The sequence below is a fragment of the Streptomyces sp. NPDC101152 genome (assembly GCF_044768275.1).
GTDB lineage: Bacteria > Actinomycetota > Actinomycetes > Streptomycetales > Streptomycetaceae > Streptomyces.
Map to the genome: position 1 here is coordinate 51,435 of NZ_JBIWPO010000007.1, position 20,952 is coordinate 72,386.

Consider the following 20,952-nt stretch of genomic DNA (forward strand, 5'->3'; position numbering starts at 1 on the left):
GATGACTGCGCACGGGCGCTCGCCCGCTTACGCTCACCCACGTGCTGCGTATCACCGACGCCCGAACCGGCGAGTCCGTCGACGCCGCCCCCTCCCGCCGGGGGCTGACCCGCGTCGAGGCCCATGTACCGGGGTTCGACGCCGGCGCCCTGCGGGTGCTGCTGGTCGCCGACCTGCTCGTGCGTGCCCTGGAACTCGGCGGTACCCCCGTGTGGGGGGTGCTGGCCGCCGACGCGCAGCACTCCGAACTGCGAGCCGGGGCGGACGCGCTCGGCATCCGGCCCCTGGAGGACCGCCGGGACGTCGGTTCCGGGCTGGGCGAGGGGCAGGTCATCCATGTCGTGGGGCAGGGCTGGGAGACGCCCGAGGGACTCAGGGTCGCCGTCGCCCCGGTCCACACGGCCGAGCCGGGCACGGGCGAGGACGCCGACCCGACCGCCCTGCGCCTGGCCCTGCTCTACCGGCACCACAGCCACCCCGTGCGGCTGGACGCCGAGGTCCTCGCGGACGCCGAGGCCTCCCTCGTGCGGCGGCGTCGCGCGGTCGCCGACTGGGCGCGGCAGCCTTCACGGCCCGTCCCGGAGGAGGCGCGCACCCGCCTCCGTACGGCCTGGGAGGACAATCTGGACATGCCTGCCGTGCTCGATGTGCTGACCTGGGTGGAGACCGCGGCCGAGGTCGCGGACGGCGCCCGCTTCGAGACCTACGCCTATGCCGACCGGCTGCTCGGTCTCGAACTCACCCGCGACCTGGGATCCCCGGCGTGATCGCGCGCGCGGGGGCGGGCCCGCTGCGTCGCCTGGTGGTGCTGCGGCACGCGAAGTCCGCGTGGCCGGACGGCGTCCCGGACCATGAGCGCCCGCTGGCGCCGCGCGGCCGGCGGGACGCGCCGGCGGCCGGCCGTGCGCTCGCCGAGGCGGACTGCCTGCCCGATCTCGTCCTGTGCTCGACTGCCGTACGCGCGCGGGAGACCTGGGAACTCGCCTCGGCCCAGTGGGGCACACCACCCCCGGTACGTCATGACCCCCGGTTGTACGCCGCCGACGTGCCCGAGCTGCTGGGCGCCGTGCGCGAGGTCTCCTCGGAGGTGGAGACGCTGCTGCTGATCGGGCACAACCCCGGCCTCGAGGAACTCGTCCTCGAACTCGCCGGGGACAGCCTGGACGACGCGCTGGACGACGTCCGGGTGAAGTTCCCGACCTCCGCGATCGCGGTCCTGGCCTGGCACGGCACCGGCTGGCAGGCGCTCGCCCCCGGCACCGCGCTCCTGACGAGCGTGATCGTCGCGCGCGGCAGGAAGACCCGCTGAGCTCGCGCCGCTGCCCTGCCACAGCGCCTTTGGCCACGGATTAGGCTGGCCGGATGCAGGACGAGTACCGCACGGTCGCGCGCGCGGGTGTGCACGAGACCGAGGTCAACCGCTCACGCTTCCTCTGCTCGCTCGCTCCCGCGGGCAGCGAGCAGGAGGCGCAGGACTTCGTCGCCGCCGTCCGCAGGGAGCACGCGGACGCCACCCACAACTGCTGGGCCTACGTCATCGGGGCCGACGCCTCGATCCAGAAGGCGAGCGACGACGGCGAACCCGGCGGCACCGCGGGCGTCCCCATGCTGCAGATGCTGCTGCGCCGTGAGATGCGGTTCGTCGTCGCCGTCGTCACCCGCTACTACGGTGGCGTCAAACTCGGCGCGGGCGGCCTCATCAGGGCGTACGGCGGCGCGGTCGGCGAGACGCTGGACGCCCTCGGCACGCTCACCCGCCGCCGTTTCCGGCTCGCCACGGTGACCGTCGACCACCAGCGCGCCGGCAAGGTCCACAACGACCTGAGGGCGACGGGGCGCGAGGTACGGGACGTGCGCTACGGCGAGGCGGTCACCATCGAGATCGGCCTCCCGGACGCCGACGTGGACGTGTTCCGGGCCTGGCTGGCCGACGCGACGGCCGGGACAGCGGGGCTCGAACTGGGCGGGGAGGCATACGGGGACGCCTGACGTTCCAGAGGAAACGGACGTAACGGACGAGCGTCATACGGCTCATGACGGGCTGATACGGGAGTAACCACCCGTGATGTCGGACCCGGCCGTTAGTCTCGGGGATCATGAGGCTGCTGCACACTTCCGACTGGCATCTCGGCCGGGCGTTCCACCGGGTGAACATGCTCGACGCCCAGGCCGAGTTCATCGGCCACCTCGTCACGACCGTGCGCGAGCGCGGCGTGGACGCGGTGGTCGTGTCGGGAGACGTGTACGATCGCGCGGTGCCGCCGCTCGCCGCGGTCGAGCTGTTCGACGACGCACTGCATCGGCTCGCCGACCTCGGTGTGCCGACGGTGATGATCTCCGGCAACCACGACTCGGCCCGCCGCCTGGGCGTCGGCGCGGGGCTGATCGGGCGGGCCGGCATCCATCTGCGCACCGAGCCGGCCGCCTGCGGGACGCCGGTGGTATTGGCGGACGACTTCGGCGACGTGGCGTTCTACGGGCTGCCGTATCTCGAACCCGCCCTGGTGAAGGACGAGTTCGGCGTCGAGAAGGCCGGGCACGAGGCGGTGCTCGCCGCCGCCATGGAACGCGTGCGGGCCGACCTCGCCACGCGCCCGCCCGGCACACGCTCCGTCGTCCTCGCCCACGCCTTCGTCACCGGCGGCGAGGCCAGTGACAGCGAGCGCGACATCACCGTCGGCGGGGTGGCCGCCGTGCCCGCGGGTGTCTTCGACGGCGTGGACTACGCGGCGCTCGGGCACCTGCACGGCTGTCAGGCCATCACCGACCGCGTCCGCTACTCCGGCTCCCCGCTGCCGTACTCCTTCTCCGAGACCGGCCACCGCAAGACCATGTGGCTCGTCGATCTCGACGCCGACGGCGCGGTCACCGCCGAGCGCCTCGACTGCCCGGTGCCGCGCACACTGGCCCGCATCCGCGGCACCCTGGACGACCTGCTCGCCGACCCCGGCCTCGCCCGGTACGAGGACGCCTGGGTCGAGGCCACCCTGACCGACCCCGTCCGCCCGGCCGACCCCATGGCCCGGCTCACCGAGCGCTTCCCGCACACCCTGAGCCTCCTCTTCGAGCCCGAGCGCGCACCGGACGACCCCGACGTGTCCTATGCCCGGCGCCTGGCCGGCCGCAGCGACCAGCAGATCGCCGAGGACTTCGTCGCGCACGTGCGCGGCGCCGGACCCGACGAGCGCGAACGGACCGTGCTGCGGGACGCGTTCGACGCGGTGCGCGCCGACGAGACCGTCCGGGAGGTGGCGCGGTGAGGCTGCACCGGCTGGACATCACGGCCTTCGGCCCCTTCGGAGCCGCCCAGTCCGTCGACTTCGACGAACTGTCGGCCGCCGGACTGTTCCTGCTGCACGGCCCCACGGGAGCCGGCAAGACCTCGGTCCTGGACGCCGTGTGCTACGCGCTGTACGGCAGCGTGCCCGGCGCCCGGCAGAGCGGTCAGGGCCTGACCCTGCGCAGCGACCACGCGGCGTCGGCCACCCGCACCGAGGTCACCCTCGAACTGACCGTGGCAGGGCGCCGGCTGGAGATCACCCGGCAGCCGCCCTGGGAGCGCCTGAAGAAGCGCGGCACCGGGACGACCCTGGAGAAGGCGCAGAGCTGGCTGCGGGAGTACGACAGCGCGACGGCCGCCTGGAAGGAACTCAGCCGCTCGCACCAGGAGATCGGCGAGGAGGTCGCCCAGCTGCTCGGCATGAGCCGTGAGCAGTTCTGCCAGGTCGTCCTGTTGCCCCAGGGCGACTTCGCCCGCTTCCTGCGCGCCGACGCCGAGGCGCGCGGCAAGCTGCTCGGCCGCCTCTTCGACACCCACCGCTTCGCCGAGGTGGAGAAGCGGCTCGCCGAACGCCGGCGCACCGCCGAGGCCCGGGTGCGCGAGGGCGACACCGAGCTGCTGGCCGACGCGCACCGCATGCAGCAGGCCGCGGGCGGTGCGATGGAACTGCCGGAACTGACGCCCGGGGAACCGGGGTTGGCGGAGGCCGTCATGGTGGCCGCCGCCGTCGCCCGCAGCACCGCACGCGAACAGCTCACCATCGCCCACCTCCGCCTCACCGCCGCGGAGTCCGCACAGGCGGCCGCCGAGCGTACGCTGACCGAGGCCCGCGAACTGGCCCGGCTGCAAAGGCGGTTCAGCGAGGCCAGGGAGCGTGCCAGGCGGCTCGAGGAGCATGCCGACGCGCACCGGGAGGCGCAGGCGCGCATGGAACGCTCCCGCAAGGCCGAGGCGGTCGCCCCGGCCCTGGACCTCCGCGAGAGCGCCGAGGCGGAACACCGCCGCGGCGCCGAGGCGGAAGCACGCGCACGTGCGCTGCTGCCCGACGGCTTCGCCGACGCCGGCGCGACCGGGCTCGCCACCGCGGCTCGCCGCGCCGCCGAGGAACTGGGCGGACTGGAGTCGGCGCGGCGGGCCGAGCAGCGGCTGACCGAGCTGGTCCGGGAGCGGGACGGACTCGAGCGGCAGGAGCGGGACGACGCCGATGTCCTCGAGGAGGCCGAGGCCTGGCTCGCCGGGTGGCCGGACATGCGCACGCAACTCCAGGCCGGCGTCGAGTCCGCGCAGGAGGCCGCCACCCGGGCCGAGCAGTTGGCCGTCCAGCGGGAACCCGCCCGCAGGCGCCTGGCCGCCGCCCGGCAGCGCGACCAGCTCGGCCGGGACGTCGACGACGCCCAGCGGGAGGTCATGGCCGCCACCGCGGCCGCGCAGGAGGCCCGCGGCGCATGGCTGGACGTCAAGGAGCAGCGACTCGAGGGCATCGCCGCCGAGCTGGCCGCCCAGCTCACCGACGGCGAACCCTGCGCCGTGTGCGGCGCCACCGACCACCCGGCGCCCGCACGCAAGGACGCCGGACACGTCGACCGGGAGACCGAGGACCGTGCGCTGGCCGCCTACCAGCACGCCGACGACCAGCGCACCGCCGCCGAGCGGCGCCTCGGCCTCGTCCAGCGCGCCCTGGCCGCCGCGGAGGGCGAGGCCGGTGACACGCCGACCGAGCAACTCGCTGTCGCAGCGGAGGAGCTGGAGCGACGGTACGCCGAGGCCCGCACCGGCGCGTCCGCGTTGTCCGACGCGCACGAACGGCTCCGACAGGCCGAGCAGGAACGCGAACGGCGTATCCGGGCCCAGCAGGAGGCCGCCGTAGGGACCGCCGCTCGGCTCGCCCACCGGGACGCCCTGGACCAGGAACGGATCGCTCTGGAAGGGGAGTTGACGCAGGCGCGCGGCACCGCGGACAGTGTCGCGGCCCGTGCCGCCCAACTGGAGCGCCGGGTCGCCCTGCTCACCGACGCCGCCGACTGCGCCCGCGCCGCCGAGGACACCGCCCAGCGACTCAAGGACGCCGACGCCCGCCTCGCCGACGCCGCCTTCCGTGCCGGCTTCGAGACCCCGCAGGCCGCCGCCGCGGCCCTCCTCGACGCCGACGCGCACCGGGAGCTGCAACGCCGTCTGGACGCCTGGCAGTCCGAGGAGTCCGCCGTACGCGCCGCGCTCGCCGAGGCCGACACCGCGGCCGCCGCACAGCAGCCGGCCGCCGACCTCGCGGGCGCGGAACAGGCCGCCGCCGCGGCCGGGCGGCGTGTACGCGAGGTGGCCTCCGCATGCGACGCGGCGGCCCGCCGCAGCGCCGAACTCGACCGTCTCTCCGCCCGCTCGGCCACGGGCATGCGGCGACTGGCCCCCCTGCGTGAGGAGTACGACCGGGTGGCCCGGCTTGCCTCCCTGACCGCCGGCACCTCCGCGGAGAACGACCGCAGGATGCGCCTGGAGTCGTACGTGCTGGCGGCCCGCCTCGAACAGGTCGCCGCCGCGGCGACCGTACGGCTGCGGCGCATGTCGTCCGGCCGCTACACCCTCGTCCACTCCGACGACCGGTCCGGGCGCGGCCGCAGCGGTCTCGGACTGCACGTCGTCGACGCGTGGACCGGCCGTGAGCGGGACACGGCGACGCTGTCGGGCGGCGAGACGTTCTTCGCCTCGCTCGCCCTCGCCCTCGGACTCGCGGACGTCGTCACCGACGAGGCGGGCGGGGTCCGCCTGGACACCCTCTTCATCGACGAGGGCTTCGGCAGTCTGGACGACCAGACCCTGGACGAGGTGCTCGACGTACTCGACTCCCTGCGCGAGCGCGATCGCAGCGTCGGCATCGTCAGCCACGTCCCCGACCTGCGGCGACGCGTGCACGCCCAGTTGGAGGTGGTCAAGGGCAGATCGGGATCGACGCTGCGGCAGCGCGGTCAGTGACCGAGCGCGCGGCGCGGAAGCGGCGACGAGTACACGACACTCGTGGTCACCGAGCCCAGCGTGCCGATCTTCCCCGACACCTCCTCCAGATGGCGCATCGAACGGGCGGCGACCTTGATGACGAAGCAGTCGTCGCCCGTGACGTGGTGGGCCTCGAGGATCTCGGGCGTCACGGCGACCAGGTCGTGGAAGGGCTTGTAGTTGCCGTTGGGATACCTGAGCCGCACGAACGCGAGGATCGGCAGGCCCAGCCGCTCCGGGTCCACCACGGCCGCGTACCCCTGGATGACGCCGGCCTCCTCCAGCCTGCGCACCCGCTCGGTGACGGCGCTCGGCGACATGGACACGGCCCGCGCCAACTCGGCGTAGCTGGCCCGTCCCTCCCGCTGGAGGACCTCGAGGATGCGCCAGTCGGTGGCGTCCGGGGAATACGTGGTCATTCCCGATGAATAGCAGGGGAAACCCCGGCCGATCAAGGCGGGCGCCGTGGATCCCCCCTTCAGGCAGCCGCCCGACGGTCATAGCTTTACGGTCATGAACACCGACACCGTGAACCCCGTGCTCCGCGTCGCCCCCGCCGCCCCGGCCCAGGCCGCCGCCTGGTTCCGGGCGAGCCTCGCCTTCCACGCCGACGTCTCGGACGTGGCCGCCGCTCTCGCGGCCGGCGGCGACCCCGGCTTCGTCCTCGTGGACTCCCGCTCCACCGAGGCCTGGGACCAGGGCCACATCCCCGGCGCGATCCACCTGCCGACCGCCCTCGTCCCCGAGCAGGCCGGGCAGCTCCTCGACCCGTCCGTGCCGGTCGTCACCTACTGCTGGGGCCCCGGCTGCAACGGTGCCACCCGCGCCGCCCTCGCCTTCGCCGAACTCGGCTACCGGGTCAAGGAGATGCTCGGCGGCTTCGAGTACTGGGCGCGGGAGGGATTCGCGTACGAGACCTGGCAGGGCACCGAGCGCCGCCCCGGCGACCCGCTGACGGCACCGGTGGCCGCGGCGGACTGCGGCTGCTGACCCGCTCGGCTCGTGCGTGTACGGTTCTGGGCCATGGTGCGATACGCGGATCCCGGTGCGCTGGAGTGGGTCGAATCGGGCGGCGGCCCGCTCATAGCGGTACCGGAGACAGTGCTTCCGTTCTGGGCGGGCGCCGACGGCGAGGAAGCCGCCTCCGACTACGACCGGGCCTGCGAGGTCGACGGAGTGGTCGGCCTGCTCCCGGTCGGCGACTCGGCCGCCCTGGTCCTCGGCGACGAACCCGCCGCGACCGCCTATCTGCCCGAGCACGGCACCTTCGTACGGTGGAGCGCCGCCGCCTCCGAGGACGAACTCCTCGCCGGCGTCCCCGTCGCCCTCGCCACGGCGGACTGGAAGGACGAGGTGAGCTGGGAGGTTCCGGGCACCGTCGTCCTCTTCGACTCCGCCTGGCCCGGCAGCGACACGGAACGGACCGACTGCCTGAAGGTCACCCTCGAACCGGGGCGTTACGAGGTCCGCGCGGCCAACGTCCAGCCGGGACCCGAGACCTGGCTGGGCCTCGTACAACTGCGGCGGCTCGATCAGGGCTGATCCCGCACGGATAGTCGCGTGCGGCGGCATCGGACACGCCGTCGCCCGGCGGCTGGCCGCGTACGGCGCGAGCGTCTATCCGCACCACCACGTGCCGTACGCGTCGCGCTCGGCGACCCCGCGGCGCGGGTCCTCGACGGTCCGGGCACGATGCCGGACGCGCACTGGGCGGTCGACACCCGCTCGGTGCTGCTCCCGGTCCAGGCGTACGCCCGTCTGCGCGCCGGGCTCCCGCCGCGCGCACGCGCCCTCGCCTCCATCACCCGCTCGCTGTCCACGACGCCGGCCGAGCACGCGATCACCGTGATGCCCGACGACCCGGCCCGCCTCATCGCGTGGCTGGCCACGGACGAGGCGGACTGGATCACCGGCGAGGTCATCAACTCCGAAGGGGGAGACCGGCGTTGATCACAGGTGGGACAGCTCGTCCACCAGGTCGTCCAGACCCAGCGAACCCTGCGACAGGGCGGCCATGTGCCAGGTCTTGAGGTCGAAGGCGGCGCCCTTGCGCTCGCGGGCCTTCTCCCGGCCCAGCAGCCAGGCGCGCTCGCCGAGCTTGTAGCCGATGGCCTGGCCCGGCATGGACAGGTACCGGGTCAGCTCGCTCTCCACGAAGTCCGCCGGACGGCTGCTGTGCGAGCCGAAGAACTCCTGCGCCAGCGCGGGCGTCCAGCGCTCCGCGGGGTGGAAGGGGGAGTCGTCCGGGATCGTCAGCTCCAGGTGCATGCCGATGTCGATGATCACGCGCGCGGCCCGCATCATCTGCGCGTCCAGGTAACCCAGCCTGCGCTCCGGGTCGGTGAGGAAACCCAGCTCGTCCATCAGCCGCTCCGCGTACAGCGCCCAGCCCTCGGCGTTGGCGCTGACCATGCCCACGCCGGCCTGGTAGCGGGAGAGGTTGTCGGCGACGTGCTTCCACTGCGCCAACTGCAGGTGGTGACCCGGCACGCCCTCGTGGTACCAGGTGGAGACCAGGTCGTAGACGGGGAAGCTGGTCTGTCCCATGGTCGGCAGCCAGGTGCAGCCGGGGCGGGTGAAATCGTCCGACGGGGGCGTGTAGTACGGTGCCGCGGCGCTGCCGGGAGGGGCGATACGGGACTCCACGCGCCGTACCCGCTCGGCCAGGTCGAAGTGGGTGCCGTCGAGCTTCTCGATCGCCTCGTCCATGAGCGACTGCAGCCAGCTCCGCACCTCGTCGACACCCTCGATGCGCGTGCCGTTCTCGTCCAGGTGCGCGAGGGCCACCCAGGGCGTCTCGGCGCCGGGCAGGATCTTCTCCGCCTCGGTCCTCATCTCGCCGAGCAGGCGGTGGTACTCGGACCAGCCGTACGCGTACGCCTCGTCCAGGTCGAGGTCGGTGCCGTTGAAGTAGCGCACCCAGCGGGCGTACCGCTCCCGGCCCACCACGTCCGGGGCGCCCTCGATCGCCGGCGCGTACACGTCCCGTACCCAGTCGCGCAGCGCGACGACGGACTCGTCGGCAGACCGGGCCGCCGCGTCCAGCTCGGACCGGAGCGCGTCGGGGCCGGCCGCCGCGTACTGAGCGAACCAGCCGTGCCCCTCGCCGTCGGCGTCGGCCCACTGACCGAGCTGCTCCACGAAGGTGGCGGTGGCGCGCGGCCCGCCGTACAGCTTCTTCTCCAGCCCGAGGGCCAGCGACTCCCGGTAGCCCGCCAGCGCGCCCGGCACGGCACGCAGCCGCTCGGCGATCGCCGCCCAGTCCTCCTCCGACTGCGCCGGCGTCACGGTGAACACCTGGCGCACCGCATGGGCGGGCGAGCTGAGGTTGCTGACGGCGCGCAGGCCCTCCTCGGCCTCGTGCACGGCGAGCTCGGCGGTCAGCCGCTCGCGCAGCAGGCGCGCGCACCGGCGCTCGATGTCACTGTCCGCGCCGGGCAGGCGCTCGGCCTCCGCCAGCCGGAGCAGCGTCGTGCGCGACAACTCCGCCAGCGCCTCCGCACCGGCGGGCGACAGGTCGGGCAGGCTGCTGGAACTGTCCTGCACGCCGAGGAAGGTGCCGGTGATCGGATCGAGGGCGACGAGGTCGTCGACATAGGCGTCGGCGACCTCACGGGGCAGCGGGCTCTTGATCTCAGACATGGCCCCATCCTCGTACGACGGCCCGCCGCGCGTCACCCCGATTGAGCCGCGGGCGAAGGTGGGAGGAGGGGCCCGCAGTCCCACTGCTGGAAGATCAACCGCGTCTCCACGCGCGCCACTTCACGCCGTGCCGTGAACTCGTCCAGCACCAGCCGCTGCAGATCCGCCATGTCGGCGACGGCGACGTGGACGAGATAGTCGTCCGGACCGGTGACATGGAAAACGGTACGTGACTCCGGCAGCGCCCTGATCCGCTCAACGAACGGCCCCACCAACTCCCGCCGATGCGGCCTGACCTGCACCGACAGCAGCGCCTCCAGCCCCCGGCCGAGCTTGGCCGGATCGAGCCGCAGCTGATGCCCCAGGATCACGCCGGCGCGCCGCAACCGGGTCACCCGGTCCAGACACGTCGACGGCGCCACCCCGACCTGCGCGGCGAGATCGCGGTAAGTGGTCCGGGCGTCGTTCTGCAACAGCCGCAGCAGGTGCAGGTCCACCGGATCCAGTACGACAGATTCGCCCATCCCCCGAACGTAGCACGGCACTTTCCCCCTTCATGCCGATCGATGTTCACCCTTGGGTCCATGGACTCCACCAGAGCACTGGCCACGGAAGCCGTCCACGCCGGCCGCGACGACCTCGCTCGGCAGGGACTGCATGCCCCGCCCCTCGACCTGTCGACCACCTACCCCTCCTACGACAGCCGCGGCGAGGCCGCCCGCATCGACGCCTTCGCCGCCACCGGAGCCGAACCCGAGGGCCCACCGGTCTACGGCCGACTGGGCAACCCCACCGTGGCCCGCTTCGAGACCGCCCTCGCCCGCCTGGAGGGCACCGATTCCGCGGTCGCCTTCGCCTCCGGCATGGCAGCGCTGAGCGCCGTCCTCCTCGCACGCGCCTCGACGGGCCTGCGCCACGTGGTGGCCGTACGCCCGTTGTACGGCTGCAGCGACCACCTGCTGACCGCCGGTCTGCTCGGCACCGAGGTGACCTGGACCGACCCGGCGGGCATCACGGACGCCCTGCGCCCCGACACCGGCCTGGTCATGGTCGAGTCGCCGGCCAACCCGACCCTCGCCGAGGTCGACCTGCGGGCCGTGGCCCACTCCTGCGGCTCGATCCCCCTGCTGGTCGACAACACCTTCGCCACACCGGTACTCCAACGCCCCGCCGCCGAGGGCGCGCGTCTGGTCCTGCACAGCGCCACCAAGTACCTCGGCGGACACGGCGACGTGATGGCGGGCGTGGTGGCCTGCGACGAGGAGCTCGCCGGCCGTCTGAGGCAGATCCGCTTCGCAACCGGCGGCATCCTGCACCCGCTCGCCGGCTACCTCCTGCTGCGCGGCCTGGCCACCCTGCCGGTCCGCGTCCGAGCCGCCTCGGCCACCGCCGCCGAACTGACCCGTCGCCTCGCCGCCGACCCCCGTGTCACCCGCGTCCACTACCCGCGCATCGGCGGCGCGATGATCGCCTTCGAAACCACGACCGCCCCCCACGAGGTCATAGCCGCGGTCCGCCTGATCACCCCCGCGGTAAGCCTCGGCAGCGTGGACACCCTCATCCAACACCCGGCGTCCATCAGCCACCGCATAGTGGACGCCGGGGACAGGCGCAGCGCAGGGGTGCACGACAACCTACTGCGCATGTCAGTGGGCTTGGAGGACGTGGAGGATATCTGGGCGGATTTGAACCAGGCTCTGGGAGAGCGCCCCCGTAGGGGCGCGGGGCTGTATCAATATGCGGCTCCGCCGCGGGGCGCGATCAGCCACATCGCACCCGCAGAGGCCACTGAAGCAGAACCTCTTACGGCGCTTCCGCCCTCGTAAACGCCCGTGCATCCACATCCAGCCGCGCCGTGATCACCAGCGTCCCCTCCTCGACCTGATAGTCAAGAGGAACCCCCAACCCCCGCATGGCAGCGACCATCCCGGTGTTGGACGCCTGAGTCACGGCATAGACACTCCCGCACCCGGCCTCCACCGCCATCCCCACCAGCCTGCGCAGCAACTGCGCCCCGACGCCCCGCTTCTGCCACTTGTCCTCGACGAGCAGCGCGACCTCGGTCTCGTCCCCGTCCCACAGCAGGTGACCGAGCCCGACGATCCGCCCGGAAGCGGTCTGCACGGCGAGCGTCCGGCCGAACCGCGGGTTCAACAGGTGGTTCAGATAGCGGTCGGCGTCCCCGACCGGCCCGTGGTACCGCAGACCGAGCGTCCGCGCCGAGCACCGCTCGTGCATCTCCTTCGCGCCCTGTAGATCCCGTGTGTCCGCCCGCCGTACGGTGATGGCGTTGCCCTCGGGCAGCGTCAGCACGTCGTGGCTGCGCGGCACGCGGGGGCCGAGCCGGGCGTCCAGTTCCACCAGCGCCCGCGCCCGGGCGAACTCGGTCGGGGTGAACGGCAGGTACGGCCGCTCCACGGTGATCACTCCGCCTTCCGGCGCCCGCAGCCGCATCACGGTGTCCTCCAGTACGCCCTCGACGGGCACGCCCTGCAGGGCCCGGCCGCCGGCGACCGGCGCTGCGGGCGTTTGCCGGATGGTGCACCGGCCCAGCAACTGCCGCAGCGTCAGCGGCAGTTCGGCCGCGTCCAGGGCGGTGCGAGCGGCGAGGCCCAGCACCCGGGTCGGCGGGTCCGCGAGGTCATGGGCGTCGCCCCGCTCGATCCAGGTGTCGGTACCGCCGGCCGTCGAAACCGCCCGGGTGAGTTCGGACGCCGCCAGCTCGCCGGGGGCGCGCAGCAGGAACTCGTCCACCGTGCCTTCGGCCAGCGGATGGGTCTGCAGGCTCAGGATGTCGACCTGCCGCTCGGCGAGCGCTGTGCACAGCACTGCCAGCGACCCCGGTTCGTCCCGCACCGTTGTCCGCATCCGCCACAGCACGCTCGCGAGGGGCCCGGCCTGCCGCTCCTCGGGCAGCGACCGGGCGTCGGTATCGTCCGTCGGCGGCGCGTGACCGTGGCGGCGTGACCACCAATTGTGGAACACCGCTCCGAGCTGGAGGACGTTCTTCCGCTTCGCATGCGTCACATCAGACATTTCTCGACTCATGCAACCACTGTGCGGGAAATGTGTTGCGTGATCACAAACGCATTGTGACCGATGGGTAAAGGATGCTTATGTACCTTTTGTTGACATTTTTACCATCAGGGCCGCACACCGAGGGATGACTTCGGTGCGCGGCCCTGGGGCATAAAGGGTACGGGAGTTACTGGCCCACCCGGCCGGGCTGCAGCGTCCGGGTGAACAGCACGGTGCCGTCGTACTCGCGCAGACGCACCGTCAACTCGCCGCTGTCGCCGTCGATGTCGACCTCGCCGAAGAACTGGTAGCCCTCGGCGGGTGACACGTTCGAGGTGGTCGGCGCCTTGACGAACACCCGGTCGGGGCCGAACGTGCCGTCCAGCGCGTTGGCGGGGAAGGCGCCGGCGTTCAGCGGGCCGGAGACGAACTCCCAGAACGGCTCGAAGTCCTTGAACGCGGCCCGCGAGGGGTCGTAGTGCTGGGCCGAGGTGTGGTGGACGTCCGCCGTCAGCCACACCGTGCCGGTGATGCGCCGGTGCTTGATGTACCGCAGCAGCTCGGCGATCTGCAGCTCGCGGCCGAGCGGGGCGCCGGGGTCGCCCTGCGAGACCGCCTCGAAGTTCGGCTTGCCCTCGACCGGGTCGGGGACGACAAGGCCGAGCGGCATGTCGTTGGCGATGACCTTCCACACCGCGCGGGACTTCGCCAGCTCCCGCTTGAGCCACTCCAACTGCTCGCGGCCGAGGATGCCGACGGGGTCCGTGGTCTGGTTGTCCGGGGAGTTGGCGTTGCGGTAGGTCCGCATGTCGAGCACGAACACGTCCAGCAGGGGACCGTGGCTGACCTTGCGGTAGATGCGGCCGTCGGGACGGCCGCTGATCGTGGAGATCGGGAAGTACTCCGAGAACGCCTGCCGCGAGCGCACGGCCAGGTCGTCGAGCCGTGTGCCGGCCGGGTACGCGGTACCGGTGCCGATGACCTCGCCCGGGTACCAGTTGTTGCGGACCTCGTGGTCGTCCCACTGGATGATGTTGGGCACCTGGGCGTTGAACCGGCGCAGCGCCGCGTCCAGCAGGTTGTAGCGGAAGTTGCCCCGGTAGTCCGCCAGCGTGGTCGCGACGTGCGACTTCTCCTCGGTGGTGACGCTCCGGTAGACACCGCCGTCGGGCAGCGCGGCGGTGGCCGAGACCGGTCCGTCGGCGTAGATGTTGTCGCCGCTGCACAGGAAGAAGTCCGGGTCGACCTTGGCCATGGCGTCGAAGATCCGGTAGCCGCCGATGGACTCGTTGATGCCCCAGCCCTGTCCCGCGAGGTCGCCGGACCACACGAACCTGACGCCCTTGCGGCGCTTGGCCGGTGCCGTACGGAACGTGCCGGTGACGGGCTCGCCGGTGCGGCGCGGGTCGTCGGGGTCGGCGAGCCGTACCCGGTAGTGGATCTGCTCGCCGGCCGGCAGCCCGTGCAGCCGGGTCGTGCCGGTGAAGTCCGAGCCGGCGCCGAGCAGCGGGCCGCGCCAGCGGTGCGGGTTGCGGAAGGACTCGGTCGCGGACGTCTCGACGATCATCCGCGCGGGACGGTCGGAGCGCACCCACACCAGCCCGGAGTGGGTGGTCACGTCTCCCGCCTGCACCCCCCAGCCGGCTCTGGGGCGACCGGACAGCGCGAACGCCGGTGCCGAGCCGAGCGCGGTGGGCAGGGTCAGGGCCGCCGACGCGGCGAGCGAGCCGCGCAGCACGCTGCGGCGAGCGGGGAACGGACGGTGGGACATGGATGCGCCTCCAGGGACGGGATCCGGCGGGTGTTGCGCCCCACACCTACTGGGACGCCGCAGCGCACACGCAAACCCCGGGTGAACAACTGACCGCGGTGACAAGGGACCCCGGGTGTCCACCCGGTGGTCACCCGGCCGCCGCCCGCGCCATCAGCCCTACGCCCTCCCGGATCCGCGCGGGTGACAGATGCGCGTATCCCAGAACGAGGCGCACTCCCTCGGCCTCGTCCCGCCGGGCACGCGCGTGCGTGTGGTCCGACAACGGGCGTACGGCGACACCGGCCTCGGCAACGCGCGCGAGGAAGCGTTCCTCGGGGCCGTAGCGGGGCGGGAGCGCCGCGATGACGTGCAGTCCGGCCGCGATGCCCGAGACCTCCGACCCGGGGAAGTGGTCGTCCAGCGCGGCGACGAGGGCGTCCCGCCGCTCGCGGTACGCGCGCTGGCAGCGGCGCAACTGGCGGTCGTACTCGCCGCGTTCGACGAACCGGGCGAACAGCGCCTGGTCCAGGGTGGGATGGCCGAGGTCCATGGTCCGCTTGCGTTCGACGACCTCGCCGGCCAGCGCCTCCGGTACGAGCAGCCAGCCGAGCCGCAGCCCCGGGGCGAGCGACTTGCTGACCGAGCCCGTGTAGGCCACGTGCTCCGGGTCGAGGCCCTGGAGGGCGCCCACTGGAGCGCGGTCGTAGCGGAAGTCGCCGTCGTAGTCGTCCTCCAGGACGAAACCGTCCACCGACCGTGCCCAGTCGAGCAGTTCGGCGCGGCGGCGCGCCGAGTAGGCGATGCCGGTGGGGAACTGGTGCGAGGGTGTCGTCACCACGGCCCGTACGCCCGACGCCCGCAGCGGGTCGATGCGGAGCCCTTCCTCGTCGAGTGGCACCGGCACGGTGGTGACGCCGGCCGCCGCGTACAGGTCGTCGTGCTGGGGGCTTCCGGGGTTCTCGACGCCCACGCGCCGAACCCGCGCGCGTGGAGCGCGAATCCGAGCAGCGTCGTCGCCTGAGCGACTCCGGAGACGATGACGATCCGTTCCGGGTCCGCGACCACGCCCCGGCGGCGTGCGAGCAACTGTGCCAGCATGGTGCGCAGTTGGGGCAGGCCGCGCGGGTCGGGGTAGCCGAGGTCCTGGTGGGGCAGCTCGGCCAGGACACCGCGCTGTGCCGCGGCCCAGGCGGCGCGCGGGAACAACGACAGGTCGGGCGTTCCGGGCACGAAGTCGGCAGCGGCGCCCGGCGAACGGGGCGCGAGGTCACGCGCGCGTGCCCGGGCCGCCCGTACGGCACCGCTCACCCAGGTACCGGCACCCCGGCCGCTGCGCAGGTACCCCTCCGCCGTCAACTGCTCGTACGCCTCGGTGACCAGCCCCCGTGAGACCCCGAGGTCGGCGGCGAGGTCGCGGCTCGACGGCAGCCGCGTCCCGGGCGCCAGCCGCCCCGCCCGCACTGCCTCCCGCAGCGCCGCCTGCAGGGAACGCCCACGCGCGCGTGCCGGGGCCGCGGCGGCCGGCAGGAGCAGCTCCCAGGCGGGGGAGACGACCGACTCCCGCGTGCTGTCCCGATTGGTCCCCGATGGCGTCATGGAAGTGGACCTTAAACCAGACCGCCGGGCTCCCTAGCGTCACCACCATGAACGCCACCACCGCCCGCGGAGCCCTCCTCGCCGCCCTCGCCTGTGTGCTCGTCGGCGGTTCCTTCACCGCCAACAGCGTCCTCGGCCACTACCCGTACGCGGGCGGCCAGTTCCTGCGCTACGGGACGGCCTGCCTGCTCCTCGTCCCACTGGCCGGCAAAGGCGCGGCCGGACGCCTGCGGACGGTCACCGTCCGCCAGTGGGCGCGGCTCGCGGCACTCGCCGCGATCGGCATGGTCGGCTTCAACCTGGCCGTCCTCGCCGCCGAGTGCGGCGCGGAACCGGCCGTACCCGGAGTCTTCGTGGGCTGCGCGCCCGTGGTCGTCGCCGTCGTCGTGCCCCTCACGTCCGGGCGCCGGCCCCGGCGCCGGGTGCTGTACGGGGCCTCCCTGGTCGCCCTCGGGGCCTTCACCGTGCAGGGGTGGGGGCGTACGGACGGCGCCGGGATCGCCTTCTCGGCGTGCGCGCTGGCGGGCGAGGTCGGTTTCGCCGTTCTGGCCGTGCCGGTGCTGCGGCTGCTCGGGCCCCGGCTGCTGTCGGCCACCGTGTGCGCACTCGCCGCGGCCGAGGCGGCGGTGGCCGGACTGCTGCTGGACGGCGCGGCGTGGCTGCGCCGTCCCCACGGCGACGAGGCTCTCGCGCTGCTGTGGCAGGCGGTGGTCGTCACCGTCGTCGGATTCGTCTGCTGGTACATGGGCGTGCAGCGCGTCGGCGTCGAGCGCGCCACGCTGTTCTCCGGGCTGATCCCCGTCGCCGCCGCCTGCACGGCCCCGCTCGTGTCGGCGGGCGCCTACGGAGCCGCCCAGGGCGTCGGAAGCGCCCTCGTGGGCGCCGGAGTCGCCCTCGGATCCGGCACGTTGAGCCGAGGGCGGGCCGCGTCAGCGGCTGCCGTCGAGGAGGACGCGGGCGACCAGCGCCGGGTCGTCGTTCATCGGGCAGTGCCCGCAGCCGGGCAGCCGCACCAACCGCGCCCGGGGGATGATCCGCTTGGCGCGCACCCCCTGGCGGCGCACCAGCAGCATGTCCCGGGTGCCCCAGGCGACGGTGACGGGCAGTTCCGGGATGTCGTCCGTGAACTGGACGGTCGCACCGGACCTGAGGGTCGCGTCGAAGCCCGTGGCCTGGGCCAGCGCGAGCGTCTCGGCGACCACGGCCTCGGGTGAACGGCGGCCGGGGCGGGCGTAGATCGTGCTGGTCAGCATGGTGCGGCCGGCCGCCGAGCGGGACAGCTGCTCGACCAGGGGCAGCGGCAGGCGCTGCGCGATACGGCGCATCGCGAGCAGGACGCCGAAGGCGTAGCGCCGCTCGGCCTGCGACCAGAACCCGGCCGGGGAGAGCGTGGTGACGGACCGTACGAGGTTCTCGCGGCCCAGTTCCAGGGCGAGCAGCCCGCCGAGCGAGTTGCCCGCCACATGCGGACGGTCCAGCTCCAGCGCCTCGCAGAACGCGCCGAACACGGCGGTCGTCGTGGGCAGGTCGTAGGCGAGTCCGTCCGGCAGCGCCGGGGACGCGCCGAAGCCGGGCAGGTCGACGGCGATCACGTCGCGCTCGGTCGCCAGGATGTCCACCACCGGGTCCCAGGCCTGCCGGTGATGACCGATGCCGTGCAGCAGGAGCAGTGGCTCGCCGCGGCCCACGCGCGTGTAGGAGACGGTCACGGGCTGCGGTCCGCGGGGGGAGGGGACCTTGAAGGAGACGGTGGCGGACATGGGTGCTCCTCGTACGGGCTCGCTGACGGACGCCGGGTAGACAGCTTGTCAGCAATTGCTACCGACGGGTAGCCCCCTGGGTGTGTCGACTCGTCCTCAATGCCCCCGGCGCACCTCCAGGTTGAACTCCCCGTGCCCGATCTGCCGGAACAGGTCGAGCCACAAAGGCAGCAGCATCTCCACACTGCGGGCCGAGCGGATGCCGCCCAGGTCGAGCACCCGGTGCGCGGGCCACCCGAACTCCCCGAGCATCCGCGTGACCTGCTCCTTGGCGCCCGCGTCCTCCCCACACACGAAGATCTGGTGCTCGCCCGGCACCAGCGAGGGCTCCACCATCACCTTGCAGTTGACCGTGTTCAGCGACTTCACCACGCGCGCGTGCGGGAAGGCCCGCTGGATCCGCTCGCCCACGCTGTCCGACTCCACCGGGTCGAGCCGCACCTGCCCGTCCTCGAACGCCAGCGGGTTGGTGACGTCGAGGACGACCTTGCCGTCGAGGTTCTCCGCCCCGGCGGCCTCCAGCGCGTCGAGCGCCACCCGCCCGCCCACGGCGACCAGCACCACCTCGGCCGCCGAGGCCGCCTCGGCGAAGGTCCCCGCCCGCGCGCCCGCACCGGCGTCCCGCGCCCACTGGAGAGCGGTCGGATTGTCCTTCGTGCGGGAACCCAGCGTCACCTCATGGCCGAGCTCCGCCAGCTTGCCGCCGAGCGTCCGGCCCACGTCGCCCGTGCCCAGAACCGCGTACCGCATGGCCACCTCCGTCCGTCCGGACCGCCGGCCGCCCCGGCGGCACGCAGGCCATTCTGCTCCCGGACACGCGCCATTCTCCTGGACATGTCCGCAGGTGTCGCATGGGATGGAGGGGTGACGACCGACACCGAGACCGATGTCTTCGAAGAACACCGGCCCGTCCTGCTGGGCGTCGCCTACCGCATGCTCGGCCGGGTGGCCGACGCGGAGGACGTGGTCCAGGAGGCCTGGCTGCGCTGGTCCGGCGCGGATCGCCGGGAGGTGCGCGAACCGCGCGCCTATCTGGTGCGTGTCACCACCCGCCTCGCCATCGACCGGCTCCGTCAGGTCAAGGCGCGGGGCGAGACGTACGTCGGCCCCTGGCTGCCCGAGCCCTACGCCACCCACTTCGGCGACACCGCCCCGGACACCGCCGAACGGGCCGTGCTCGCCGACTCCGTCTCCCTGGCGGTCCTGGTCGTCCTGGAGTCGCTGTCCCCACTGGAACGGGCCGTGTTCGTCCTGCGGGAGGCCTTCGGCTACCCCTACGCGGACATCGCGGCCATGCTGGACCGGGGCGAGCCGGCCGTACGCCAGCTCGCCGGGCGGGCCCGCAGGCACGTTCAGGAGCGGCGGCCACGGTACGAGGTCGATCCCGAGCGGCGCCGTGAGCTCACCGAACGGTTCCTCGCCGCCGCCGCGGAGGGCGACCTGGACGGGCTGATGGCACTGCTCGCGCCCGACGTACGACTGGTCGGCGACAGCGGCGGCAAGTCGCGGGCACCGCTGCGGGTCCTGGAGAGCGCCGACAAGGTGGGCCGGTTCCTCGTCGGCGTCGCCCAGAAGGGCGTACCGGATCCGTCGTTCCGGTTCATGGAGCTCAACGGCGGCCCCGCGATCGTGGTCCTGTCCGCCGGCAAGCCCGACAGCGTCTTCCAGCTGGACGTCTTCGAGGGTCGGGTCCAGGCCGTCTACATCGTCCGCAACCCCGACAAACTGCAGTCCCTGCCCCTCGGCTAGAGCAACCGCTCTCTATCCCCTCCCCACGGGATCGAGGATTGGTCTTGACCAAGGGTTTGGGCCGCCCTATGGTCGCAGAGAAGTGCAACAACCTTTAATAAACAAGGGCGTTAAAACGCCGCCGGACCACGGCGATTGCGGAGGACAGGGTGGGGACCACGCAGCTGGAATCGGTACCGGAACCGAAGTACTGGCATCTCAGGACCGTGCTCAGTGAGGCACTGGACTCCGAGTTCGCCGTCGGCGAGATCCTGCCGAACGAGCGCGACCTGGCCGCCCGTTTCGGCGTCGCCCGCGCGACGCTCCGCCAGGCCCTGGAGCAGCTCGAACTGGAGGGCCGGCTGCAGCGCCGCCGCGGGGTCGGTACGACCGTGGCGCCGCCGCGCGTGGGGGTCGCCGTCGGTACCGAACAGCACGCCTGGCCCGGGGCCGCGGGGGACGTCTGGCAGGCCGTCGACTGCGCGGTCGCCGCAGCGCCGGCCGCCGTCGCCGCAGCGCTGGAGGTCGGCCCGGACGACGCCGTGCACACCGTGCGCAGGTCCCGGGTCTCGCACGGCCAGCCCGTCGCCGCGGAACTGCTGTACGTCCCGGCCGCCTCGGTGCCGGACCTGTCCGCCATAGACGCCCCGTCCGGGCCGGCACGCGCGCGTGCGGTCCTGCGAGAGCTGCAGCGGCTGGAGCTGGAAGGGCAGGAGAGCGCGGTGGAGCTGGGCTCCGCGCGTGCGGACGACGCGAAGGAACTGGACCGGCTCCCGGGCGCGCCCGTCCTCGTCGTCACCACCCGCTACCTCGCCGGCGGCCGCACGGCTGCCCTCTCCGTCGCCACGTACCGCGCGGACACGTGCCGCCTGACCTTCGGTGACTCGGGCAACGTGGAAATCCACCAGGACCCGGAACGCCGGGCGTCCTGATCCGACCTGCCACTGCCGACACCGCACGCCCTGCCACAGTTCCGGGGCGTGCGGTGTTCGGCGTCGGGCGCGGGCCCGAGGGGCTGCGACGGGCCTGCGCGTACCAGGCGGGCGTGAAGGTGCGCGGTGCCGCAGGGAAGCGTGGGCCGTGCGCGCACTTTGCGCGCACCGGGGTGGGCGCGTGGGGCAGGGGGATCATGCGGGTATCGGGCCCGTTGGCGGATTGGGGCCGTAGGGGGCGTGTGCTCGCCGGGG

The 20,952-nt window shown here is 73.1% G+C and carries 17 protein-coding genes and 3 pseudogenes; 12 read left to right on the plus strand and 8 right to left on the minus strand.

Annotated features, from left to right (window positions below):
• Positions 1-41 precede the first annotated feature (41 nt).
• The 5 genes from ACIRVK_RS11660 (at position 42) to ACIRVK_RS11680 (ending at position 6,247) form a co-directional block, all read left to right on the plus strand.
• Positions 42-767, plus strand: coding sequence for a hypothetical protein (locus tag ACIRVK_RS11660; RefSeq protein WP_404245697.1), 726 nt, complete (start codon positions 42-44; stop codon positions 765-767).
• Positions 764-1,309 (plus strand): SixA phosphatase family protein, encoded by a 546-nt coding sequence (locus tag ACIRVK_RS11665; protein ID WP_404245699.1) that lies wholly within the window; start codon positions 764-766, stop codon positions 1,307-1,309. The genes ACIRVK_RS11660 and ACIRVK_RS11665 overlap by 4 nt, the downstream gene beginning before the upstream one ends.
• A gap of 53 nt (positions 1,310-1,362) precedes the next feature.
• Positions 1,363-1,989, plus strand: coding sequence for a YigZ family protein (locus tag ACIRVK_RS11670; protein ID WP_404245701.1), 627 nt, complete (start codon positions 1,363-1,365; stop codon positions 1,987-1,989).
• A gap of 107 nt (positions 1,990-2,096) precedes the next feature.
• The gene (locus tag ACIRVK_RS11675) at positions 2,097-3,260 is read left to right on the plus strand and encodes an exonuclease SbcCD subunit D (protein WP_404245703.1); all 1,164 of its coding nucleotides are present in this window, start codon (positions 2,097-2,099) and stop codon (positions 3,258-3,260) included.
• The gene (locus ACIRVK_RS11680) at positions 3,257-6,247 is read left to right on the plus strand and encodes an AAA family ATPase (RefSeq protein ID WP_404245705.1); all 2,991 of its coding nucleotides are present in this window, start codon (positions 3,257-3,259) and stop codon (positions 6,245-6,247) included. Before ACIRVK_RS11675 ends, ACIRVK_RS11680 begins: the two co-directional genes overlap by 4 nt.
• Here ACIRVK_RS11680 and ACIRVK_RS11685 read toward each other — a convergent pair.
• Positions 6,241-6,687 (minus strand): Lrp/AsnC family transcriptional regulator, encoded by a 447-nt coding sequence (locus ACIRVK_RS11685; RefSeq protein ID WP_404245707.1) that lies wholly within the window; start codon positions 6,685-6,687, stop codon positions 6,241-6,243. The genes ACIRVK_RS11680 and ACIRVK_RS11685 overlap by 7 nt on opposite strands.
• A gap of 94 nt (positions 6,688-6,781) precedes the next feature.
• Here ACIRVK_RS11685 and ACIRVK_RS11690 point away from each other — a divergent pair, with 94 nt between their 5' ends.
• From ACIRVK_RS11690 to ACIRVK_RS11700, 3 genes and pseudogenes are all read left to right on the plus strand, one after another.
• Complete coding sequence (locus ACIRVK_RS11690) at positions 6,782-7,258, plus strand: rhodanese-like domain-containing protein (RefSeq protein WP_404245709.1); 477 nt, start codon at positions 6,782-6,784, stop codon at positions 7,256-7,258.
• 33 nt (positions 7,259-7,291) lie between these two features.
• Positions 7,292-7,810 (plus strand): immunity 21 family protein, encoded by a 519-nt coding sequence (locus ACIRVK_RS11695; protein ID WP_404245711.1) that lies wholly within the window; start codon positions 7,292-7,294, stop codon positions 7,808-7,810.
• Positions 7,755-8,218, plus strand: a pseudogene (locus ACIRVK_RS11700) (3-ketoacyl-ACP reductase); the annotation flags it as partial. The gene ACIRVK_RS11695 and the pseudogene ACIRVK_RS11700, both read left to right, overlap by 56 nt.
• On the opposite strand, the gene ACIRVK_RS11705 reads toward ACIRVK_RS11700, so the two are convergent.
• Together ACIRVK_RS11705 and ACIRVK_RS11710 are read right to left on the minus strand one after the other, a co-directional pair.
• Positions 8,219-9,910 carry a DUF885 domain-containing protein gene (locus ACIRVK_RS11705; protein ID WP_404245713.1) on the minus strand — a complete coding sequence of 564 codons (1,692 nt, stop codon included), beginning with the start codon at positions 9,908-9,910 and terminating at the stop codon, positions 8,219-8,221. It lies immediately after the preceding pseudogene.
• Positions 9,911-9,942: 32 nt separating this feature from the next.
• Entirely contained in the window at positions 9,943-10,434 is a 492-nt protein-coding gene (locus tag ACIRVK_RS11710; protein WP_404245715.1) for an Lrp/AsnC family transcriptional regulator, read from the minus strand.
• 42 nt (positions 10,435-10,476) lie between these two features.
• Here ACIRVK_RS11710 and ACIRVK_RS11715 point away from each other — a divergent pair, with 42 nt between their 5' ends.
• Positions 10,477-11,736, plus strand: a complete 1,260-nt coding sequence (locus tag ACIRVK_RS11715; RefSeq protein WP_404245717.1) for a trans-sulfuration enzyme family protein — start codon at positions 10,477-10,479, stop codon at positions 11,734-11,736.
• Here ACIRVK_RS11715 and ACIRVK_RS11720 read toward each other — a convergent pair.
• From ACIRVK_RS11720 to ACIRVK_RS11730, 3 genes and pseudogenes are all read right to left on the minus strand, one after another.
• A complete protein-coding gene (locus ACIRVK_RS11720; RefSeq protein WP_404245719.1) occupies positions 11,714-12,958 on the minus strand; it encodes a GNAT family N-acetyltransferase in 1,245 nt (414 codons plus the stop codon). The two genes, ACIRVK_RS11715 and ACIRVK_RS11720, sit on opposite strands and share 23 nt — an antisense overlap.
• A 157-nt stretch (positions 12,959-13,115) precedes the next feature.
• Positions 13,116-14,699, minus strand: a complete 1,584-nt coding sequence (locus ACIRVK_RS11725; RefSeq protein ID WP_404245721.1) for an alkaline phosphatase D family protein — start codon at positions 14,697-14,699, stop codon at positions 13,116-13,118.
• A 130-nt stretch (positions 14,700-14,829) separates the two neighbouring features.
• Positions 14,830-16,277 (minus strand): annotated as a pseudogene (locus ACIRVK_RS11730) (PLP-dependent aminotransferase family protein).
• Between the two features lie 47 nt (positions 16,278-16,324).
• On the opposite strand from ACIRVK_RS11730, the pseudogene ACIRVK_RS11735 reads away from it, so the two are divergent.
• Positions 16,325-17,113: pseudogene (locus ACIRVK_RS11735) on the plus strand (EamA family transporter); the annotation flags it as partial.
• Between the two features lie 93 nt (positions 17,114-17,206).
• Here ACIRVK_RS11735 and ACIRVK_RS11740 read toward each other — a convergent pair.
• Entirely contained in the window at positions 17,207-18,037 is an 831-nt protein-coding gene (locus ACIRVK_RS11740) for an alpha/beta fold hydrolase (RefSeq protein ID WP_404245723.1), read from the minus strand.
• Positions 18,038-18,133: 96 nt separating this feature from the next.
• Positions 18,134-18,787 carry an NADPH-dependent F420 reductase gene (locus tag ACIRVK_RS11745; protein ID WP_404245725.1) on the minus strand — a complete coding sequence of 218 codons (654 nt, stop codon included), beginning with the start codon at positions 18,785-18,787 and terminating at the stop codon, positions 18,134-18,136.
• Between the two features lie 114 nt (positions 18,788-18,901).
• Here ACIRVK_RS11745 and ACIRVK_RS11750 point away from each other — a divergent pair, with 114 nt between their 5' ends.
• Positions 18,902-19,786 (plus strand): RNA polymerase sigma-70 factor, encoded by an 885-nt coding sequence (locus ACIRVK_RS11750; protein ID WP_404245727.1) that lies wholly within the window; start codon positions 18,902-18,904, stop codon positions 19,784-19,786.
• 149 nt (positions 19,787-19,935) lie between these two features.
• Positions 19,936-20,697, plus strand: a complete 762-nt coding sequence (locus ACIRVK_RS11755; RefSeq protein ID WP_404245729.1) for a GntR family transcriptional regulator — start codon at positions 19,936-19,938, stop codon at positions 20,695-20,697.
• Positions 20,698-20,952: the final 255 nt, after the last annotated feature.